The sequence below is a fragment of the Streptosporangium sp. NPDC050148 genome, from assembly GCF_055586505.1.
The window spans coordinates 60,939-81,480 of the sequence record NZ_JBVJIA010000003.1 but is presented as its reverse complement, the minus strand read 5'-3'; the positions used below and the strand labels follow the sequence as shown (position 1 = coordinate 81,480).

General features: G+C 70.8%; 22 protein-coding genes. 19 read left to right on the top strand and 3 right to left on the bottom strand.

Translation table 11 applies throughout. The features are described from left to right. Window positions 1-34 precede the first annotated feature (34 nt). From ACZ6RT_RS03915 to ccsB, 3 genes are read left to right on the top strand one after another with little or no spacing between them, the layout of a single operon-like run. Window positions 35-769, top strand: a complete 735-nt coding sequence (locus ACZ6RT_RS03915; RefSeq protein WP_470152172.1) for a cytochrome c biogenesis CcdA family protein — start codon at window positions 35-37, stop codon at window positions 767-769. Further along, entirely contained in the window at window positions 769-2,463 is a 1,695-nt protein-coding gene (gene resB, locus ACZ6RT_RS03910; RefSeq protein WP_470152171.1) for a cytochrome c biogenesis protein ResB, read from the top strand. The genes ACZ6RT_RS03915 and resB overlap by 1 nt, the downstream gene beginning before the upstream one ends. After that, window positions 2,453-3,481, top strand: a complete 1,029-nt coding sequence (ccsB, locus tag ACZ6RT_RS03905) for a c-type cytochrome biogenesis protein CcsB (protein ID WP_470152170.1) — start codon at window positions 2,453-2,455, stop codon at window positions 3,479-3,481. Before resB ends, ccsB begins: the two co-directional genes overlap by 11 nt. A gap of 59 nt (window positions 3,482-3,540) precedes the next feature. Here the strand turns inward: ccsB and ACZ6RT_RS03900 are convergent, their stop codons facing one another. Then, window positions 3,541-3,840: a PLD nuclease N-terminal domain-containing protein gene (locus tag ACZ6RT_RS03900; RefSeq protein WP_399185369.1), complete on the bottom strand. Its 300-nt coding sequence runs from the start codon at window positions 3,838-3,840 to the stop codon at window positions 3,541-3,543. Window positions 3,841-4,084: 244 nt separating this feature from the next. Here ACZ6RT_RS03900 and ACZ6RT_RS03895 point away from each other — a divergent pair, with 244 nt between their 5' ends. Beyond that, window positions 4,085-4,789, top strand: a complete 705-nt coding sequence (locus ACZ6RT_RS03895; protein ID WP_399185370.1) for a hypothetical protein — start codon at window positions 4,085-4,087, stop codon at window positions 4,787-4,789. 10 nt (window positions 4,790-4,799) lie between these two features. After that, a complete protein-coding gene (locus ACZ6RT_RS03890; protein ID WP_344891079.1) occupies window positions 4,800-5,105 on the top strand; it encodes a hypothetical protein in 306 nt (101 codons plus the stop codon). A gap of 180 nt (window positions 5,106-5,285) precedes the next feature. Here the strand turns inward: ACZ6RT_RS03890 and ACZ6RT_RS03885 are convergent, their stop codons facing one another. Continuing rightward, the gene (locus tag ACZ6RT_RS03885; protein ID WP_012887349.1) at window positions 5,286-5,525 is read right to left on the bottom strand and encodes a BldC family transcriptional regulator; all 240 of its coding nucleotides are present in this window, start codon (window positions 5,523-5,525) and stop codon (window positions 5,286-5,288) included. A 264-nt stretch (window positions 5,526-5,789) separates the two neighbouring features. On the opposite strand from ACZ6RT_RS03885, the gene ACZ6RT_RS03880 reads away from it, so the two are divergent. Then, a complete protein-coding gene (locus ACZ6RT_RS03880) occupies window positions 5,790-5,987 on the top strand; it encodes a DUF4229 domain-containing protein (RefSeq protein ID WP_344891076.1) in 198 nt (65 codons plus the stop codon). Here the strand turns inward: ACZ6RT_RS03880 and ACZ6RT_RS03875 are convergent. Next, window positions 5,971-7,296, bottom strand: coding sequence for a hypothetical protein (locus ACZ6RT_RS03875; RefSeq protein ID WP_470152169.1), 1,326 nt, complete (start codon window positions 7,294-7,296; stop codon window positions 5,971-5,973). The genes ACZ6RT_RS03880 and ACZ6RT_RS03875 overlap by 17 nt on opposite strands. Before the next feature lie 77 nt (window positions 7,297-7,373). On the opposite strand from ACZ6RT_RS03875, the gene ACZ6RT_RS03870 reads away from it, so the two are divergent. The 13 genes from ACZ6RT_RS03870 (at window position 7,374) to nuoK (ending at window position 20,484) form a co-directional block, all read left to right on the top strand. After that, a complete protein-coding gene (locus ACZ6RT_RS03870; RefSeq protein ID WP_399185372.1) occupies window positions 7,374-8,111 on the top strand; it encodes a demethylmenaquinone methyltransferase in 738 nt (245 codons plus the stop codon). 149 nt (window positions 8,112-8,260) lie between these two features. Continuing rightward, window positions 8,261-9,538, top strand: a complete 1,278-nt coding sequence (locus ACZ6RT_RS03865; protein WP_399185373.1) for a geranylgeranyl reductase family protein — start codon at window positions 8,261-8,263, stop codon at window positions 9,536-9,538. 127 nt (window positions 9,539-9,665) lie between these two features. Further along, complete coding sequence (locus ACZ6RT_RS03860) at window positions 9,666-10,025, top strand: NADH-quinone oxidoreductase subunit A (RefSeq protein ID WP_344891066.1); 360 nt, start codon at window positions 9,666-9,668, stop codon at window positions 10,023-10,025. 2 nt (window positions 10,026-10,027) lie between these two features. Then, a complete protein-coding gene (locus tag ACZ6RT_RS03855) occupies window positions 10,028-10,579 on the top strand; it encodes a NuoB/complex I 20 kDa subunit family protein (RefSeq protein ID WP_344891063.1) in 552 nt (183 codons plus the stop codon). Next, window positions 10,576-11,271 carry an NADH-quinone oxidoreductase subunit C gene (locus ACZ6RT_RS03850; protein ID WP_399185376.1) on the top strand — a complete coding sequence of 232 codons (696 nt, stop codon included), beginning with the start codon at window positions 10,576-10,578 and terminating at the stop codon, window positions 11,269-11,271. The genes ACZ6RT_RS03855 and ACZ6RT_RS03850 overlap by 4 nt, the downstream gene beginning before the upstream one ends. After that, the gene (locus tag ACZ6RT_RS03845; protein ID WP_399185378.1) at window positions 11,268-12,602 is read left to right on the top strand and encodes an NADH-quinone oxidoreductase subunit D; all 1,335 of its coding nucleotides are present in this window, start codon (window positions 11,268-11,270) and stop codon (window positions 12,600-12,602) included. Before ACZ6RT_RS03850 ends, ACZ6RT_RS03845 begins: the two co-directional genes overlap by 4 nt. Window positions 12,603-12,694: 92 nt before the next feature. After that, a complete protein-coding gene (gene nuoE / locus ACZ6RT_RS03840) occupies window positions 12,695-13,435 on the top strand; it encodes an NADH-quinone oxidoreductase subunit NuoE (protein ID WP_399186081.1) in 741 nt (246 codons plus the stop codon). A 76-nt stretch (window positions 13,436-13,511) separates the two neighbouring features. Beyond that, window positions 13,512-14,798 (top strand): NADH-quinone oxidoreductase subunit NuoF, encoded by a 1,287-nt coding sequence (gene nuoF / locus ACZ6RT_RS03835; RefSeq protein WP_470152168.1) that lies wholly within the window; start codon window positions 13,512-13,514, stop codon window positions 14,796-14,798. 67 nt (window positions 14,799-14,865) lie between these two features. Beyond that, window positions 14,866-17,511: an NADH-quinone oxidoreductase subunit G gene (locus ACZ6RT_RS03830; protein WP_470152167.1), complete on the top strand. Its 2,646-nt coding sequence runs from the start codon at window positions 14,866-14,868 to the stop codon at window positions 17,509-17,511. Then, on the top strand, window positions 17,511-18,860 hold the full coding sequence (nuoH, locus tag ACZ6RT_RS03825; RefSeq protein ID WP_470152166.1) for an NADH-quinone oxidoreductase subunit NuoH: 1,350 nt from the start codon (window positions 17,511-17,513) through the stop codon (window positions 18,858-18,860). The genes ACZ6RT_RS03830 and nuoH overlap by 1 nt, the downstream gene beginning before the upstream one ends. Next, window positions 18,847-19,362 (top strand): NADH-quinone oxidoreductase subunit NuoI, encoded by a 516-nt coding sequence (nuoI, locus tag ACZ6RT_RS03820; protein ID WP_344891043.1) that lies wholly within the window; start codon window positions 18,847-18,849, stop codon window positions 19,360-19,362. Before nuoH ends, nuoI begins: the two co-directional genes overlap by 14 nt. Then, the gene (locus ACZ6RT_RS03815) at window positions 19,355-20,191 is read left to right on the top strand and encodes an NADH-quinone oxidoreductase subunit J (protein ID WP_399185383.1); all 837 of its coding nucleotides are present in this window, start codon (window positions 19,355-19,357) and stop codon (window positions 20,189-20,191) included. Before nuoI ends, ACZ6RT_RS03815 begins: the two co-directional genes overlap by 8 nt. After that, on the top strand, window positions 20,188-20,484 hold the full coding sequence (nuoK, locus tag ACZ6RT_RS03810) for an NADH-quinone oxidoreductase subunit NuoK (protein WP_344891038.1): 297 nt from the start codon (window positions 20,188-20,190) through the stop codon (window positions 20,482-20,484). Before ACZ6RT_RS03815 ends, nuoK begins: the two co-directional genes overlap by 4 nt. Window positions 20,485-20,542 lie beyond the last annotated feature (58 nt).

Below are 20,542 nucleotides of genomic sequence, written 5' to 3'. Positions count from 1 at the left end.
CACGGTCTCGCAGGTCTCACACCGGGAGCCCGCCATGGGCGTTGACCTCGCCGGTACGGTCGCCGGCGGCTCGCTGGCGCTGGCGCTGCCGATAGCGGTCGCGGCCGGGCTGGTCTCGTTCCTGTCGCCGTGCGTGCTGCCGCTGGTCCCCGGCTACCTGTCGTACGTGACCGGCATGAGCGCCGACCCCAGGCGGGGGCGCATGGTGGCCGGGATCGTGCTGTTCGTGCTGGGGTTCGCCACGGTGTTCGTGGCCGGGGGCGCCCTGTTCGGCGGGCTGGGCGCGGCGCTGTTCGGCAACGCCGGGATCATCACCCGGGTGCTCGGCGGGCTCACGATCGTGCTCGGCCTGGCCTTCATGGGGGCGATCCCCGGGCTGCAGCGCGACGTCCGCATCCGCCGGCTCCCGGCCGCGGGGCTGGCCGGGGCCCCCCTGCTCGGCCTGGTCTTCGGCCTCGGCTGGACCCCCTGCATCGGCCCCACCCTCGCCGTCGTGCTCACCCTCGGCCTGAACGAGGGCAGCGCCGGCCGCGGCGCCGTGCTCGCCTTCGCGTACGCGCTCGGTCTCGGCCTGCCGTTCGTGGCGGCGGGACTGGCGTACAGCAGGGCCCTGCGCACGTTCAAGGCGGTGCGGCGGCACTCGCAGCTGATCACGCGCGTGGGCGGCGTCATGCTGGTCGTCGTCGGGGTGCTGCTCGTCACCGGGATCTGGGAGCAGCTCGTCGCGGCCATGCAGGGCTGGGTCGGCGGATTCGAGCCGGTGATCTGATGGAACGCACGGGTCCGGTGATGGAGGAGGAGCAGACGACGGCGGAGGCCGCGGTGGATCGGGGGCGTCCTGCCGGGCTCGGGGTCGTGGGCTGGGCGCGCTGGTTCTGGCGGACGCTCACCTCCATGCGGACAGCGCTGATCCTGCTCTTCCTGTTCGCCCTGGCCTCCGTGCCCGGCTCGATCTGGCCGCAGCGCGGCGTCTCCGACGCCAAGGTCGCCCAGTACTTCGCCGACGACCCCGCGCTGGCCCGATGGCTGGACCGGTTCTGGCTGTTCGACGTGTTCCAGGCGCCCTGGTTCGCCGCGATCTACCTGCTGCTGTTCGTCTCCCTGATCGGCTGCGTGCTCCCGCGTACCGCGACCCACCTGCGGGAACTGCGCAGGAAGCCGCCCGCGGCGCCGCGCAACCTGAGCAGGCTGCCGCACCACGCCTCCTTCTCCTCCGGCCTGACCGTCGACGAGGCGGCCGCGCGGCTGCGCGCGAAGCGGTTCCGGGTGACCACCGGCCCCGGCTGGGTCGCCGCGGAGAAGGGCTACCTGCGCGAGAGCGGCAACCTGCTGTTCCACGTGGCCCTGCTCGGCCTGCTGCTCGCGGTCGGGGCCGGAGCGCTGTACGGCTACCGCGGGAACGTGCTGGTCGTGGAGGGCGAGGGGTTCGCCAACACGGTCGCGGCCTACGACCGGTACATGCCCGGCCGGCAGGTGAGCGCCGAGTCGCTGGAGCCGTTCTCCTTCACCGTCGAGGACTTCCAGGCGACCTACATCGCCAAGGGAGACAAGGCGGGCCAGGCCCTCGACTACGCGGCCAGGCTCAAGGTCGAGGACGCCCCCGGGGCGGCCGCCCGCGAGCACCTTCTCAAGGTCAACGAGCCGCTGGACGTCAACGGCACGCTGAGCTACCTCATCGACCACGGCTACGCGCCGACCTTCAGGATCACCGACGGCAAGGGGCAGGTCGCCTTCGACGGTCCGGTGGCCTGCCTGGTGGTCCAGCCCGCCACCTTCACCTCCGAATGCGTGATCAAGGTTCCGGACGCGCAGCCCGAGCAGCTCGGCGTACTGGTCGCCTTCCTGCCCACGGCCGTGCCGATGGGCTCGGAGTGGGTCTCGGTCTTCCCCGGGGCCGCCAACCCCACCGCCCAGGTGTACGGTGCCTTCGCCGGTGACCTCGGCCTGGAGAGCGGCCGCCCGCAGTCGGTCTACGAGCTCGACCCGGCGAGCCTGAAGAAGATGAAGCCGCTCGTGATGAAGGCCGACCCGTTGCAGGTCGGCGGGAGGCTCGCGCTGCCGGGCGGAGCCGGCTCGATCGAGTTCACCGGGGTCAGGGAGTGGATCGCCCTGCAGGTCGCCTACGACCCGGGCAGGATGCCCGCCCTGGTCTCCGCGGTCCTCGCCGTGGCCGGGCTCGTGCTGACCCTGACCGTCCGCCGCCGCAGGGTGTGGGTACGCGTCCACGAGGCGTCCGGTGGGGCGGGCGGTGACGGGCACCGCGTCGAGGTGGGCGGCCTCACCCGCACCGAGGGCGGTGACTTCGGCGAGGAGTTCGACGAGATCGTCTCCGCCCTGAACACGGAACCCCGGGACGAGGGGTCCCTGGAACCGGCGAACACGGAGCCTGCGACCCCGGAACCCTCCACCCCGGAACCTTCGACCCCAGGACCTTCGAACCCAGGAGTGCAGGATGCCCGCTGAGGTCGATACCGGCCTCGCCACGTTGAGCGACCAGCTCATCCTGGCGACGGTGCTGCTCTACGTCTTCGCAATGATCGCTTACGCCCTGGACCTGGCCTTCGGCCGGCCCGCGGAGGCACCGGCCCGCGCCGCGCGTCCGAGGCTCGCTCCCGTCGCCGCCGGTGTCGGTGCCGCCGGTGCCGCTTCCGGCGTCACCGGCAGCACCGGCGGCACCGTCGGCACCGATGCCGACCGGGACCCGGCCGCGACGGGGACCGCGCGGGGCGACGGACCGTCCGGCGGGCCCCCCGCCTGGACGAGGTGGGCGGGGCCCGCGGGCGTCGCGCTGAGCTGGCTCGGCTGGGCCGCCAACCTCGCCTCCCTGCTCACCCGGGGCCTGGCCGTGGGCCGCTGGCCCTGGGGCAACATGTACGAGTTCGTGGTCGCCATGTGCTTCGCGGCGATGAGCGCGTTCCTGTTCATGCAGCTCCGCTACCGCGTCCGGTTCCTGGGCGCGTTCGTGGCGGTCGCCGCCGCCCTGGGGCTGGGCTTCGCCGTCCGCTACCTGCACGTGCAGGCCGGTCCGGTGGTGCCCGCGCTGAACTCCTACTGGATCGCGATCCACGTGTCGGCGGCGATCATCGCCAGCGGGCTGTTCATCCTGGCGGGCGTCTCCGGCATCCTCTACCTGGTCAGGAAGGACGGCTCGGTCCGCCTGCCGTCCCGGCCGGACCTGGAGCGGGTCGCACACCGGGCCATCGTGATCGGCTTCCCGATCTGGACCTTCGCCGTCATCGCCGGGGCGCTCTGGGCCGACAAGGCCTGGGGCCGCTACTGGGGCTGGGACCCCAAGGAGATCTGGGCCTTCATCACCTGGATCGCCTACGCGGCCTACCTGCACGCCCGTGCCACCGCGGGCTGGAAGGGGAAGGCGGCCATGATCGTTCAGCTCATCGCCTTCGCGTGCCTGCTGTTCAACCTGGTCGGGGTGAACATCTTCCTGGGGGGCCTGCACTCCTACGCCGAGGTTCCCGGCTGAGTCGTGGCCGTCGAAGGTCCCGGCCACCGGATCCCCGGCCGCCGGGACGTGGTCGCGGGTCAGTCCTCGTCGCGGAGCCTGCGGTCGAGGTCCTTGAGGAAGTCGGGGTCGTCGTCGGGTCCCTTGGGGGCCGCGGGGCGCGGGGGCCTGTTCTGCGACGGCAGCGATCGGGGTGCCCGAGGGCCGGTGGGGCGGCCGAGCAGCAGCCAGAAGACCCCTCCGGCGACCGGCATCAGCACCACGATGACCGCCCAGAGCAGCTTGGGCAGGTTCCTTGACTCCTCGTCCGGCGTGGTGATGACGTCGAACAGGCAGTAGAGCCAGAAGGCGAGTATCGCCAGACCGACAAGCATGGGCATGCCCGAACTGTAAGCCATTGCGAGAACCACTGCGGTCGGCCCGCGGTTACGGGTGACCGGCGGGGGGACCACCCCGTACCGTAGGAGCGTTGCCACTTCCCCAGGGGGTGTGATGGCACATTCGGGCGACAAGGGCCGCCATCGACGGCGGTGGTGGCAGCGGAGTCCGGCTCCGCGTGCGGAGGGCTCCCTCCGCGGGGCTCCGCGTGAGGTCCCCCGCGAGGCCGAGCGCGGGGTCGGTACGGTGACCGCCCCGGTGGTCGACCGCCCGCAGTACACCTGGAAGGACTTCGAGCTCGACGACGAGCGTCCCCGGGCCCAGCCCAACTCCCCCGACACCCCGGACCTGGGGGACGGCCTGCGCCACTGCGGGCGGCTGGAGCGCATCCTGCACCGCCAGTGGGACTCCCGCCACGAGGTGCCCACGCCGGAGGTCGTGCGGGCGGTGGAGAGCCTGGCCAGGCTGCCCGACGCGCTCAAGGACAAGCTGGCCGACGGCCTGGACGGGATCTACGTCGGCGCGGGCGGCGTACCGGACCTGGACGACATGGGCTACCTGCGCGGGGCCCCGCTCCCGTCGGGCCGGGCGACCTGGGACGTCTGCGCCGGGGCGTACGGCGACCGGAAGATCGTGGTGGGGGACCGGCCCTCGCCCACCCCCGACGTGATGATGCACGAGGTCGGGCACGCCCTGGACGACGTGGACGCCCCGCACGGCGACTGGGTCTCCGACTCCCCGGAGTTCGCCGTCCTCTACGACAGGTGCGTTCCCAAGCTGGCCTCGGGGTTCCACCTGCAGTCCGGCGATCTGGGACGCAAGGAGTTCTTCGCGGACGCCTTCGCCGCGATCGTCTCCCGGCAGCGTCCCGCGCTGGTCGACATGCTCGGCGGTGACACGCGGATGGCGCTCGACGTCATGTTGTTCTTCAACCGGCGCTACGGAATCTAGGTGATCTGGGATGTACGTCGTCAGGCTCGCTGACGGGACCCTGCGCGTGCCGCAGACCCTGGCCAGCGAAGACGGGCGTCTGATCGGCAACGCCTACGTGGAGGTGTCCCCGGGCGATCCCGACTACGAGCGCTGGCTGGCCGAGTCGCTCACCGAGGAGGAATGGGCCGATCGCCGCAGGCGCTGGCTGAAGGAGAACGACGAGCTCGAACGGGAGTTCCTGGCCTTCAAGGCCGAGCAGGAGACCTGGACGGGCCGTGACCCGCAGGAGCCGGGCCGGATCACTCCGGGCGGCTCCGGGGGCGGGACGCGGTGATGGGGGAGGTCACCGTCGAGGTCGATCGATGCCGTCGGGGGTCGTCGTTCAGCGTTGTTCGTCGTTCAGCGTTGTCGGGGGTCCCGGTCGTGTCGCGTGACGTCTAGGACGACTCCACGGTGACCCTGCGGCTTCCGGGTAAGGCGCGCAGGATCACCGATGGTGTGACGTCCTAAGTCGTCAAACGCGCGGGGACTCGCCTGCCGGCCGTTCGGCCGTCAAGACGTCCTCTCCACGCAGAAGGGCGTGCACTTCCGACTCGCGGAAACGCCGGTGCCCTCCGGGGGTACGGATGCTGCTGATGCGGCCTGCCGCGGCCCAGCGTGTAACCGTCTTTGGGTCGACCCGAAAGAGGGCGGCAACCTCTCCGGGCGTCAGCAGACGCTCGCTGCTACTCTCCACAATCTCTCCCCCTCGCATCCCGCTTCCTGCCAGCGGGCGGACAGGTAACCAGTGTGCCGAGCGAAGCCTGATTTATCCGTGGTTTTCAACAAAGATCACGGGTTGTTATCGACTGCCTGCCCGATTGTTATATGATAGAGCCTTTTTGAGACGCTCGTGGGTGTTTCTTTACGAAACTGATCTCTTGTGAAGACTAGCAGCGCTCGCAGTCGATGCGAAGAGCGTCCGCATGGTCACCCCGCGATCGTGCCTGGAGGAACGGCGTGACGTAACCTCGATGCCGTGCATCCCGTCATCGTTTACACCGCGTCCCGGGCCGGCCTGCTGATCGTGAGCCTGGGAGTGCTCTATATCCTCGGCCTGCGCCAGCCCCTGGTCCTGCTGATCGCCGCATTCCTGGTCAGTGGGGTGGCCAGTTACGTCCTGCTCTCGAAGCAGAGGGACGCGGTGAGCGAGCGAATCGCTAAGAATCGGGAGTGATCGGCAACGGGAACATGCCGACTCGGGCATGGTACTCGTGACCAAGCCGGGTTGTGTCACTACCAACGAGTAATCCGTCCCGATGGGCCAGGAATGCCTTGACTCCGATTCCTGGATCGCGGGTGGGGTTCCATGTCAGGGCCCTGCCGGTACGCGGATGGATCGCCCCGATCCCCGGCCGCGCCACCGCGCCGGGGCCCGCCGAGTCGCGTCCGCGGGGATTGTCCAGCCAGCGCTGGTGCCCGCCGACGTAGACGGCGGCCCCGGTCGCGGCCACCGCGTAGAGCGAGTCCCCGCCGGTGTGGTTCACCCAGGCCGGCTCCACCCGGCCGGTCGCGTCCGTCCGGAAGCTCGCCGCGGTGTCGCACATCCGGTCCGGGCCCATCGGCCCGCCGGTGGTCACGACGGCGAGGTGGCCGCCACCGGGGGCGAAGTCCAGGCCCCGCAGGTAGCCGGGGAAGTCCGACCGGCACCTGCCCCGGTAGGCGTCGGTCCGCCAGGGCGCGACCGCCGCCGGTGAGGCGGTCACGTCGACCAGGCCGAGCTGGGAGCGCGGCAGAGCGCCCAGGGTGCCGAAGTCACCGGCCACCGCCAGCCGGGTACGGCTCAGGGCCAGCGCGTGGACCCGGACGCGTCCGCCCCTGGGCACGGCCGGTTCGACGGTGAACGCCGGGTCGGCCGCACCGGTCACCGCGTCCAGCCTGGCCAGCGCGGTGCGCGGGACGTCGCCGACCGCGGTGAAGTCGCCGCCGGCGTACAGGGCGCGGCCGGACCTGACCAGGGCGGTGACCGTGCCGCCCCGCACCCGGGCGCCGAAGCGGGCCACGGCCGAGCCGTCGGAGAGCCGCAGCAGGGCCAGGCCCCGCGTCCATCTCCCTCCGGCCGAGGTGAAACGGCCGCCCGCGTAGACGGTGCCGTGCACGCCCGGGGCCAGCGCCCGTACCGGGTGGTCGGGCTGCGGCGCGAAGCCGGGCAGCACCCGGCCGGTGGCCAGGTCGTAGGCGAACAGGTTGCGGCGCCGCAGCACCCGGGAGCCGCCCGCCTCGCGCACCGCGCCGAACGCGCCGCCGACCACCACGGTGCCGTCCACCAGTGCGAGGGCGTTGACGATCCCGTCGAGCACGTGCGGGGTGGTGTCCACCGGATCGGCCGAGACGACCCGGGGGTGCCCGACGCCGCCGGCGTACCGGCCGGGGATCGCCGACGCGGCCGGGACGGAGGCCGTCGGGACGGCCGAGGCGGCCGGGACGGTCGGGATCAGGGTGGTGACCAGGGTGGCGACCGGGATGAGGACACTGCTGGCAAACATTTGACAATTTTTAGCACGCGAAGGGTGACCGGACCGCTACTTTTGGTGGATCGTCCGCGCGGGCCTAGTCTTGGTCCATGACGCGCGCTTCTCTGGACAAGCAGCCGCACGAGGTCGCCGCGATGTTCGATCGCACGGCCCGGCGGTACGACCTGGTCAACGACGTGATCTCCCTGGGCCAGGTCCGGCTCTGGCGCAAGGCGACCGCCGCGGCCGTCGACGCGGGCCCCGGTGAGCTCGTCCTCGACCTGGGAGCGGGCACCGGCACCTCCACCGACGCCTTCACCGCCCTGGGCGCCCGCGCGATCGCCTCCGACTTCTCGCTCGGCATGCTGAGCACCGGGGTCCGGCGCCGGGGCGGCTCGGGGATCTCCGGCGGCGGCGTCCGGGGGGTCAGCTTCATCGCCGGGGACGCGCTCCGGCTGCCCTTCGCCGACGAGGTCTTCGACGCGGTGACGATCTCCACGGCCCTGCGCAACGTGCACGACACCGCCGGGGCGCTCCGCGAGATGTACCGGGTTGCCAGGCCGGGCGCGCGCCTGGTCATCCTGGAGTTCTCGCACCCGACGCCCAGGTCGTTCGACCTCGTATACTCGCGGTACCTGATGAAACTGATGCCGCAGGTCGCGAAGGTCCTGGGTTCCAACGACGACTCCTACGAGTATCTGGCGGAGTCGATCCGGGCCTGGCCGGACCAGGCGGGGCTGGCGAGGATCATCCAGGGAGCGGGCTGGGAGCGGGTGGCCTGGCGCAACCTGAGCCTCGGCATCGTGGCTCTTCACCGGGCGTACAAGCCCGGGCCCGAGACCGCGTAGAAGGTTGCCGATCCGTAGCCGCACCCGCCTGACACTTTGCTCCGCAAAGGCGTTAGACTTCGGCGCGACAAGTTTGTGAAGACCTTCACAAAGGAACGAAAGGCCCCTCACCCCGAGGCCCCCACAGCGTGTAGGACAGGACAGGTCCCGTGACCGTGCCAGCCGTCGTACAGCGAAAGATCGCTGAGGCTGACGCCGACGTCATCGTCGTCGGCGCCGGGCCTGCCGGTTCGACGACCGCTTTCCATCTCGCCCAGGCCGGACTCGACGTCCTGCTGCTGGAGAAGACCACCTTCCCCCGCGAGAAGGTCTGCGGCGACGGCCTGACCCCCCGGGCCGTCAAGCAGCTCATCGCCATGGGGATCGACATCGACGCCCCCGGCTGGGTCCGCAACAAGGGCCTGCGCGTGGTCGGCGGCGGCATGCGCTTCGAGCTGGACTGGCCCGAGCTGGCCAGCTACCCCGACTTCGGCCTGGTCCGCACCCGCCAGGACTTCGACGAGATCCTGGCCGGCAACGCGGTCAAGGCGGGCGTCCGGCTGGTCCAGGGGGTCAACGTCACCGCCCCGATCCTGGACGAGCGCAGCGGGCACGTCGTCGGCGTGGTGGCCAAGCGGGAGGGCGAGGAGGTCTCCTACCGCTCCCGGCTGGTGGTCGCCGCCGACGGCAACTCCACCCGGATCTCCCTGGCGATGGGGCTGCACAAGCGCGAGGACCGCCCGATGGGCGTCGCGGTGCGCACCTACTTCGAGAGCCCCCGCCACGACGACGACTACCTGGAGACCTGGCTGGAGCTCTGGGACGGCGACACCCTGCTGCCGGGCTACGGCTGGATCTTCGGCGTCGGCGACGGCACCTCCAACGTCGGCCTGGGCCTGCTGAACACCAGCGAGTCCTTCAAGGGCATGGACTACCGCGACCTGCTCAAGCGCTGGGTGAAGGGCATGCCCCCCGAGTGGGGCTACGTCGAGGAGAACATGACGTCCCCGATCAGGGGCGCCGCGCTGCCGATGGCCTTCAACCGCCAGCCGCACTACACGCGGGGCCTGGTGCTGGTGGGCGACGCGGGCGGGATGATCAACCCGTTCAACGGCGAGGGCATCGCGTACGCGATGGAGAGCGGGCACATCGCCGCGGAGTCGATCGTCCAGGCGCTCGGCAGGGTGACCCCCGCCCAGCGCGAGCGGGTGCTGCGGGCATATCCTCGGACGCTGAAGGACGCCTACGGCGGCTACTTCACCCTCGGCCGCGGGTTCGTGGAGCTCATCGGGCACCGCGGCGTGATGAACTTCGCCACCCGTCACGCGCTGCCGCACCCCCGCCTGATGCGCTTCGCGCTCAAACTCCTTGCTAATCTCACCGACCGGCGGGGTGACGCGTCCGACCGCATCATCAACGCCCTGTCCAAGGCGGCGCCACCGGCATGATCATCAATCGGCGTGCCCGACGGCACCTGCGACCCGGGGCGATGATCGCCCTGCCTAGACTTCCGGAACACACCGACATGCAGAGCTACGCGCCGGCGCGCGTGGAGATGGGAGAGGAGGCGTAGCGATGGAGTTGTACGCACCCATCCTGGTGCTCGCCGTGCTCGCGGCGGGATTCGCGATCTTCTCGGTGACGATCGCGCCCTTCACCGGTCCCAAGCGCTGGAACCGCGCGAAACTCGACGCCTACGAATGCGGCATCGAGCCGACGCCCCAGCCCGTGGGCGGAGGACGTTTCCCGCTCAAGTACATGATCACCGCGATGCTGTTCATCGTGTTCGACATCGAGATCATCTTCCTCTACCCGTGGGCGGTCGCCTTCGACCAGCTCGGCATCTTCGGGTTGGTCGAGATGCTCCTGTTCATCGTCACCGTGCTCGTGGCCTACGCGTACGTGTGGCGCCGCAAGGGTCTGGACTGGGACTAGATATGGGTCTTGAAGAGAAACTTCCGAGCGGATTCATGCTCAGCACGGTCGAGCAGGTGGCCGGCTGGGCGCGCAAGAACTCCGTCTGGCCGGCGACCTTCGGTCTCGCCTGCTGCGCCATCGAGCTGATGTCCACCGGCGGACCCAAGCACGACCTGGCGCGCTTCGGCATGGAGCGCGCCTCGGCGTCTCCGCGCCAGGCCGACCTGATGATCGTCGCGGGCCGGCTGTCGCAGAAGATGGCCCCGGTGCTGCGCCAGATCTACGACCAGATGGCCGAGCCCAAGTGGGTCATCGCCATGGGCGTCTGCGCCTCCAGCGGCGGCATGTTCAACAACTACGCGATCGTGCAGGGCGTCGACCACGTCGTGCCGGTGGACATCTACCTGCCCGGCTGCCCGCCGCGGCCCGAGATGCTGATCGACGCGATCGTCAAGCTGCACGACAAGATCCAGAACACCAAGTTCGGCGCGCACCGCGCCAAGCAGATCGACGATCTCGAACTGCAGGCCCTGCGGACGCTGCCGCTCATCGACCAGGGAACCGTCAAATGACGACCGAACCCACCGGCAACCTCCCCGAGGTCCCCGAGGTGCCCGAGCAGCCGGTGACCCGCCTGGGCATGTTCGGCGCCAAGGGCAGCGGTGACACCTCGGGCTACGGCCGTCTCGTCGTGCGGCGCAAGCCCGAGCTGTCCAGCGTCCGCCCCTACGGCGGCTACTACGACACGATCGCCGACGAGCTGGAGCGCGCCCTGGGCGCCTCCTTCGGCGAGGCCGTCGAGCGCGTCGTCGTCGACCGCGGCGAGCTGACCTTCCACGTCAGGCGCGAGCGCCTGCCGGAGGTCATGCGGGTGCTCCGCGACGACCCGGCGCTGCGCTTCGAGCTCTCGCTCGGCGTCTCCGGCGTGCACTATCCCGACCTCGAGGGTCAGGAGCTGCGCGCGGTCTACCACCTGTGCTCGATCACGCACAACCGCCGGATGCGCGTCGAGGTCTCCTGCTCCGACGCCGACCCGCACATTCCCTCCACGGTCTCGATCTACCCGACGAACGACTGGCACGAGCGGGAGACCTGGGACTTCTTCGGCATCATCTTCGACGGCCACCCGGCGCTGACCCGGATCATGATGCCCGACGACTGGGACGGCCACCCCCAGCGCAAGGACTACCCGCTCGGCGGCATCCCGGTCGAGTACCGCGGCGCCGAGATCCCCGCGCCGGACCAGAGGAGGTCTTACACATGAGCGCCCCCTACGAGGAGGCCACCGAGGCCACCGAGGGCAGGGTCTACACCGTCTCCGGCAACGACTGGACGGAACTGGTCGAGACCCTCAGCGGCCAGCAGGACCAGCAGCTCGTCATCAACATGGGCCCCCAGCACCCGTCCACGCACGGCGTGCTCCGGCTGGTGCTGAACCTGGACGGCGAGACGGTCACCGAGGCCCGCACGGTCATCGGCTACCTGCACACCGGCATCGAGAAGAACCTCGAGTACCGGACGTGGACCCAGGGACCGACGTTCGTCACCCGGATGGACTACCTCTCGCCGATCTTCAACGAGACGGCGTACTGCATGGCCGTGGAGAAGCTGCTCGGCATCACCGACCGCGTCCCCGAGCGGGCCCAGGCCATCCGCGTGATGATGATGGAGCTCACCCGCATCTCCTCGCACATGGTGGCCATCGGCACCTTCGGCATGGAGCTGGGTGCGACCACCCCGTTCCTGTTCGGGACCCGCGAGCGCGAGCTGGTGCTCGACGTGATGGAGTACATCACCGGCCTGCGGATGAACATGGCCTACGTCCGGCCGGGCGGCGTCTCCGTCGACCTGCCGGCCGGCTCCGTCGACAAGGTCGCCGAGCTGCTCAAGATCATGCCGCAGCGCATCAGGGACATGCGCAAGATGCTCGACGCCAACCCGGTCTACCTGGCCCGCACCCGGGACGTCGCCTACCTCGACCTCACCGGCTGCATGGCGCTGGGCATCACCGGGCCGATGCTGCGGGCCGCGGGCCTGCCCTGGGACCTGCGCAAGTCGCAGCCCTACTGCGGCTACGAGACCTACGAGTTCGACGTGCCGACCGAGAAGAGCGCCGACGTCTACGGCCGCTACCTGGTCCGGGTGGCCGAGATGGAGGAGTCGCTCAAGATCATCGAGCAGGCCCTCGACCGCATCTCCGGCCCGCTCAAGAACGGCCGGGTCATGATCGACGACAAGAAGATCGGCTGGCCCGCGCAGCTCGCGCTCGGCCCCGACGGCCTGGGCAACTCGCCCGACCACATCGCGCACATCATGAGCGGATCCATGGAGGCGCTCATCCACCACTTCAAGCTGGTGACCGAGGGCTTCAGGGTCCCGGCCGGACAGGTCTACTGCCCGGTCGAGTCGCCCCGCGGCGAGCTCGGCGCCCACGTGGTCAGCGACGGGGGCACCCGCCCCTACCGCGTCCACTTCCGCGATCCGTCCTTCACGAACCTGCAGGCCGTGCCCGCGACGTGCGAGGGCGGAATGATCGCCGACGTCATCTCGGCGGTGGCCTCGATCGACCCCGTGATGGGAGGTGTCGACCGATGAGCGCGACCACGCGCCCGGCCGACGAGCCGGACAACAGCTCGCCCGGGGACGCCGGCGCGTCCACCGGCACCGGCCTGACGGGCGAGACCGCCCTGAGCACGAGCACCGGCACGGGCGGCGAGCCCTCCAACGCGGGCGCCCCCGGCACGGGCCGCCAGGAGAGCGCGGCCCAGGCCGGGACGTACGGCCCCGAGGTCCGCGAGCGCCTGGAGCGCGACGCCAAGGAGATCATCGGCCGCTACCCCAGGCCGCGGTCGGCCCTGCTGCCCCTGCTGCACCTGGTGCAGTCCCAGGACGGCTACGTCTCCGACGCCGGCCACGAGTTCTGCGCCGAGATCCTCGGCCTGAGCAAGGCCGAGGTGGTCGGCGTGTCCACCTTCTACACCATGTACAAGCGCAAGCCGATGGGCCAGTACCACGTGGGCGTGTGCATCAACACGCTCTGCGCGGTCATGGGCGGCGACCAGATCTGGGACGAGCTGACCGAGCACACCGGCGTCGGCCACGACGAGACCACCCCCGACGGCAAGGTCTCGCTGGAGCGGCTGGAGTGCAACGCCGCCTGCGACTTCGCCCCGGTCATGATGGTCAACTGGGAGTTCTTCGACAACCAGACCCCCGCCTCGGCCAAGCAGCTCGTCGACGACCTGCGGGACGGCAAGGAGATCGCGCCGACCCGCGGCCCGAAGAGGCTCTGCACGTTCAAGGAGGCCTCGCGGGTGCTCGCGGGCCTGCCCGACGGCCTGGCCGGTGACGGCCCCTCGGCGGGAGACTCCTCGCTGGAGGGGCTCAGGATCGCCAAGGCCAACGGATGGAAGGCTCCCGAGGCGTGAACGGGCGCAACGAACGAGCCGGCATGCACGGCACGACCCCGTCGCCCGGCGACGGGCTGCCAGGCGAGGAGACGAAGTGACCACTCTCACCCCGGTTCTCACCGCGAACTGGGACCAGCCGAACTCCTTCACCCTGGAGGGCTACGGCGACTACTCGGCGGCCAAGAAGGCGCTGGGCATGGACCCGGACGCCGTGATCCAGGCGGTCAAGGACTCCGGCCTGCGCGGTCGCGGGGGCGCGGGCTTCCCCACCGGCATGAAGTGGGGCTTCATCCCCCAGGGGGACGGCAAGCCGCACTACCTGGTGGTCAACGCCGACGAGTCCGAGCCCGGCACGTGCAAGGACATCCCGCTGATGATGGCCAACCCGCACGCGCTGGTCGAGGGCGTCATCATCACCGCGTACGCGATCCGCGCCAACCACGCGTTCATCTACGTGCGCGGCGAGGTGGTGCACGTCGTGCGCCGCCTGCAGGCGGCCGTGGCCGAGGCGTACGCCAAGGGCTTCCTCGGCCGTGACCTGTTCGGCTCCGGGTTCGACCTGGAGCTCGTGGTGCACAGCGGGGCCGGCGCCTACATCTGCGGCGAGGAGACGGCGCTGCTCGACTCGCTGGAGGGCTACCGGGGCCAGCCCAGGCTCAAGCCGCCCTTCCCGGCCGTGGCGGGCCTGTACGCCTCGCCCACCGTGGTCAACAACGTCGAGTCGGTGGCCAGCGTCCCCTCGATCATCGCCAACGGCGCCGACTGGTTCGCCGGGATGGGCACGGAGAAGTCCAAGGGCTTCGGCATCTTCTCGCTGAGCGGCCACGTCACCCGCCCCGGCCAGTACGAGGCCCCGCTCGGCATCACGCTGCGCGAGCTGCTGGAGATGTCCGGCGGCATCCGCGAGGGCCACACGCTCAAGTTCTGGACCCCCGGAGGGTCGAGCACCCCGATCTTCACCGCCGAGCACCTGGACGTCCCGCTGGACTTCGAGTCCGTCGGCGCCAAGGGCTCGATGCTCGGCACCCGGGCACTGCAGATCTTCGACGAGACCACCTGCGTGGTGCGCGCCGTACTGCGCTGGACCGAGTTCTACGCGCACGAGTCCTGCGGCAAGTGCACCCCCTGCCGGGAGGGCACCTTCTGGCTCAAGCAGGTGCTCAAGCGGCTGGAGAAGGGCCAGGGCACCGAGGAGGACCTGACCACGATCACCGACATCGCCGACAACATCCTGGGCCGGTCCTTCTGCGCCCTGGGCGACGGTGCCACCAGCCCCATCCACTCGTCGGTCAAGCACTTCCGCGACGAGTACCTCAGGCACTTCGAGATCGGCGGCTGCCCGTTCGATCACGCCCCCTCCACCGTGTGGGCGGCGAAGTGAACGCGCTCAGGCAGCCAACCGGCAAGCACAGCACCGTCTCGGTCGCCAGGCCGACGGAGGAGACGCCATGACCGTCGAAGCCACCACCCCGGCGCAGGCGCCGGTGGACCTGGTCACCGTCACCATCGACGGCTTCCAGGTGAGCGTCCCCAAGGGCACGCTGATCATCCGGGCGGCCGAGCTGCTCGGCATCCAGATCCCCCGGTTCTGCGACCACCCGCTGCTGGAGCCGGCCGCCAACTGCCGCCAGTGCCTGGTGGACATCCCCGACGCCGGCAACGGCCGCGGCTTCCCCAAGCCGCAGCCGTCCTGCGCGATCGAGGTCGCCCAGGGCATGGTCGTGCAGACCCAGCTCACCTCTCCCGTCGCGGAGAAGGCCCAGCGCGGCGTCATGGAGATGCTGCTGCTGAACCACCCGCTGGACTGCCCGGTCTGCGACAAGGGCGGCGAGTGCCCGCTGCAGAACCAGGCCATGTCCAACGGCCAGGGCGAGAGCCGCTTCGCGGAGAAGAAGCGGACGTTCGAGAAGCCGGTGCCGCTCTCCACGGAGGTGCTGCTCGACCGCGAGCGCTGCGTCCAGTGCGCGCGCTGCATCCGCTTCTCCGACGAGATCGCCGGTGACCCGTTCATCGACTTCTTCGAGCGCGGGGCCAAGGAGCAGGTCGGCGCCGCGGACGGCGAGCCGTTCGAGTCCTACTTCTCCGGCAACACCGTGCAGATCTGCCCGGTGGGCGCGCTGACCAGCGCCGCCTACCGCTTCCAGGCCCGCCCGTTCGACCTGGTCTCCACCCCCACCGCCTGCGAGCACTGCGCCAGCGGCTGCTCGCTGCGCACCGACCACCGGCGCGGCAAGGTCACCCGCCGCCTGGCCGGGGACGACCCCGAGGTCAACGAGGAGTGGAACTGCGACAAGGGCCGCTGGGCCTTCACCTACGCCACCCAGCCCGACCGGCTGCGCACGCCCCTGATCCGTGACGAGCAGGGCCGCCTGGTCCCGGCCTCCTGGCCGGAGGCGTTCGCCGTCGCGGCCAAGGGCCTGGCCGCGGCCCGCGGGCGCGCGGGCGTGCTCGTCGGCGGCCGGGTCACCGTCGAGGAGGCGTACGGGTACGCCAAGTTCGCCCGGCTCGCGCTCGGCACCAACGACATCGACTTCCGCGCCCGCCCGCACTCGGCCGAGGAGACGCTGTTCCTGGCGCACGCCGTGGCCGGCAAGGGCATCGAGGTCCGCTACGCCGACCTGGAGAACGCCCCGGCGGTGCTGCTGGCCGGGTTCGAGCCCGACGAGGAGTCGCCGATCGTCTTCCTGCGGCTGCGCAAGGCGTGGCGCAAGAAGGGCCTGAAGGTCTTCTCGGTAGCGCCGTTCGCCGGCCCCGGGCTGGCCAAGATGGGCGGCACGCTGATCCCGGCCGTCCCGGGCACCGAGGCCGCCGTGCTGGACGATCTGGCCGCCGCCGACCCGGCCGCGGCCGCGGCGGTCCGCCTGCCGGGCGCGGTCATCCTGGTCGGCGAGCGGCTCGCCACCGCGCCGGGCGCGCTGTCGGCGGTGCTGAGGCTCGCCTCCTCCACCGGCGCCCGGCTGGCCTGGGTGCCGCGCCGCGCCGGTGAGCGCGGCGCCCTGGAGGCCGGTGCGCTGCCGAACCTGCTGCCGATCGGCCGCCCGGTCGGCGACGACGGCGCCCGCGCCGAGATCGCCCGCGCCTGGGACGTCGCATCCCTGCCCGAGGCCGAGGGCCGCGACACCACGGGCATGCTGGCCGCCGCCCTCGACGGCGAGCTGGACGCCCTGGTGGTGGCCGGGGTCGACCCCTACGACCTGGCCGCGCCGCACGCCGCCCTGCTGGCCATGGAGAACACCCCGTTCATCGTGAGCCTGGAGCAGCGCGCCAGCGCGGTCACCGACCGCGCCGACGTGGTGTTCCCGGTCGCCGTGGTCGCCGAGAAGTCCGGCACCTTCGTCGACTGGGAGGGACGCGGGCGCACCTTCACCGAGGCGCTCACCGTCCCCGGCGTCATGAGCGACCTGCGGGTCGTCTCCGCCATCGCCGACGCCATGGACGTCCACCTGGGCCTGCCCGACGCCGCCGCGGCCCGCCGCGAGCTGGCCTCGATCGGCGCCTGGCGCGGCCCCCGTGCCGCCGCCCCCGACGCCGTCGGCCGCCCGGCCGTCCGTCCGGAGGCCGGGCAGGCCGTCCTGGCGAGCTGGCACCTGCTGCTCGACGACGGCCGCCTGCAGGCCGGCGAGCCGTACCTGGCCGGCACCGCCCGCCCGGCCGTGGCGCTGGTCTCCCCGGCCACCGCGGCCGAGACCGGCCTGACCGACGGCGGCCAGGTCACGGTCGGCACCGAGCGCGGCTCGCTGACCCTGCCGGTGCGGTTCGCGGCCCTGCCCGACCGGGTGGTCTGGCTGCCGGCCAACTCCGCCGGCCGCTCGATCACCCGCGACCTGCGTGCGGTCCCCGGCGACGTCGTCACGATCGCCGCCTCCCGGACCGGCACCGCGGACGACCGGTCGGTCGCCCCGGCCGCGGCGAGCCCGGCCACGCCCGCCGCGGTGAGCACCGTCGCGGGCACCGTCGCGGGTACCGTCACCGACGGTGCCACGGGGGTCATCACGGGCACCGTCGTGGGCGCCGGAGCCGGTCCCGACGAGCATGCCCCCGGCACGAGGGCCGGCGAGGCACGTGCCGCCGGCGAAGCCAACGAGGAGCGGTAATGAATGCCCGGACTCTTCTAGCGGCCGATCCGACCCTCGCCGACTTCGGCAAGGACCCGCTCTGGATCAGCATCATCAAGGCCGTCGTCATCTTCATCGTCCTGATGCTGGGCGTGCTGTTCGGCGTCTGGTTCGAGCGCAAGCTCATCTCGCGCATGCAGAACCGGTACGGCCCCAACCGCGCGGGCAAGTTCGGGCTGCTCCAGTCGGTGGCCGACGGCCTCAAGATGGGGCTCAAGGAAGACCTGATGCCCCGGACCGTCGACAAGGTGATCTACTTCATCGCCCCGGTCGTGCTCGCGGTCCCGGCCTTCCTGGCCTTCTCCGTCATCCCGATGGGCCCGAAGGTCTCGATGTTCGGCGTCCAGACGCCGCTGCAGCTCACCGACCTCCCGGTCGCGGTGCTGCTGGTGCTGGCGATGGCCTCCATCGGCGTCTACGGCGTCGTGCTGGCCGGCTGGGGCTCGCGCTCGCCGTACTCGGTCCTGGGCGGCCTGCGGGCCAGCGCCCAGGTGGTCTCGTACGAGATCGCGATGGGACTGTCGTTCGTCGGCGTGTTCCTGTTCGCCGGGACGCTGTCCACCTCCGAGATCGTCGCGGCGCAGGCCGGCGGCGGGACGCTCACGCTGGGCGGGCTGCAGCTGCCGATGCCCTCGTGGTACATGATCCTGCTGATCCCGTCCTTCCTGATCTACATCGTCACCATGCTGGGCGAGACCAACCGGGTCCCCTTCGACCTGCCCGAAGGCGAGGGCGAGCTGGTCGGCGGCTTCCAGACCGAGTACTCCAACTCGCTGAAGTTCGCGGTCATCATGCTCGCCGAGTACGTCAACGTCTTCGTGGTCTCCGCGGTCTCCATCACCCTGTTCATGGGCGGCTGGCGGGCCCCGTGGCCGATCTCCATGTGGGACGGGGCCAACGCCGGCTGGTGGCCGCTGCTGTGGTTCTTCCTCAAGATGGTGCTGGTCTTCTCCTTCTTCGTCTGGTGCCGCGCCTCGCTGCCGCGCGTCAGGTACGACCAGCTCATGGCGCTCGGCTGGAAGATCCTCATCCCGATCAACCTGGCGTGGATCCTGCTCGTGGCCACCGTCAGGGCCCTGCAGCTGCCCGAGGTCAACCGGGCGCTGGTGCTCATCCTGGCCGCGCTGGTCATGGTCGCCTGCCTGGGGATCTGGTGGCGCTTCGACAGCGTGCTGCAGAAGCGCAAGGAGGCCAAGGCCGCCCAGGTCGAGGCCGAGTTCGAGCAACTCCAAGCCGAGCCCGCCGCGGGTGGCTTCCCGGTTCCGCCGCTCGACCTGCCGCACTACCACGGTGTAGCGCGCAAGGAGGTTCCCAGTGGGAGCAACTGATTGGCTGAACCCCATCAAGGGGTTCGGCGTGACCTTCCACACGATGTTCAAGAAGGTCGAGACGGTCAACTATCCCGAGGAGCACAAGCCCACGGCTCCGCGCTTCCACGGCCGGCACCAGCTCAACCGCTGGCCCGACGGCCTGGAGAAGTGCGTCGGCTGCGAGCTGTGCGCCTGGGCCTGCCCGGCCGACGCGATCTTCGTCGAGGGCGCCGACAACACCGACGAGGAGCGGTTCTCGCCCGGTGAGCGCTACGGACGCACCTACCAGATCAACTACCTGCGGTGCATCCTGTGCGGCCTGTGCATCGAGGCGTGCCCGACACGGGCGCTGACGATGACCAACGAGTACGAGCTCGCCGACACCAGCCGTGAGAGCCTCATCTACACCAAGGAGATGCTGCTCGCGCCGCTCGGTCCCGGCATGGAGATCCCGCCGCACCCCATGCGTCTCGGCGAGACCGAAGAGGACTACTACCGGCTGGGACGCAACAATGGGTGAGACCGTCACGTTCTGGGTCCTGGCCGTCGTCTCGGTGGCGGCGGCCCTCGGCCTCGTCTTCAGCCGCAAGGCGGTCTACTCGGCGCTCATGCTGGGCGTCGTCATGCTCTCGCTGGCCGTGCTGTACGCCATCCAGGACGCCCCCTTCCTCGCCGCGGTGCAGATCATCGTCTACACCGGCGCGGTCATGATGCTCTTCCTGTTCGTGCTGATGCTGGTCGGCGTCGACTCCGCCGACTCGCTGGTGGAGACGATCAAGGGACAGCGGCTCTGGGCGGCCGTGGCGGGCCTGTCGTTCGCCGCCCTGCTCGCCCTGGGCGTCGGCAACGCGGCCTTCTCCGCGCCGGTCGGCATGGACCAGGCGGTCCAGGCGGCGGGCGGCAACGTGCCCTCGCTGGCCCAGCTGATCTTCACCAGGCACGTGTTCGCCTTCGAGGTCACCTCGGCGCTGCTGATCACCGCCGCGCTCGGCGCGATGGTGCTGGCGCACCGCGAGCGGATCCGGCCCAAGGCCACCCAGCGCGACCTGTCCCGTGCCCGCTTCAGCGGCCCGCAGCCCTCGCCGCTGCCCGGCCCCGGCACCTACGCGCTGCACAACGCGATCGACATGCCCGCCCTGCTGCCCGACGGCACGGTCGCGGCCAAGTCCATCAACCGGGTGCTGGCCCGGCACGAGATGGAGGACGGCTTCGCGCCGACCGACCCGGCCAAGGCGGCGCTCATCAAGCAGGTCCTGGAGAAGGACGCGGACACCGACCGCGCGCCCGGCCCGGACACCGCGCCCGTCCAGGTGAAGGACCCGGCGCTCCCGCAGGAGGACGGCAAGTGACCACTCACTACCTGGTGCTCTCCGCGCTGCTGTTCGCGATCGGCGCCGTCGGCGTGCTGGTGCGGCGCAACGCGATCGTGGTGTTCATGTGCGTCGAGCTCATGCTCAACGCCTGCAACCTCGCGTTCGTCACCTTCGCCAGGCAGCACGGCAACCTGGACGGCCAGCTCATCGCGTTCTTCGTGATGGTGGTGGCCGCGGCCGAGGTCGTCGTCGGCCTCGCCATCATCGTGATGATCTTCCGAACCCGCAGGTCGGCGTCTGTGGACGACGCCAACCTGCTGAAGTACTAAGAGGTGGCCGTGGAACCCGCTGAGATCATCCAGCATTCCGGGGGCGCGATCGGGGTCT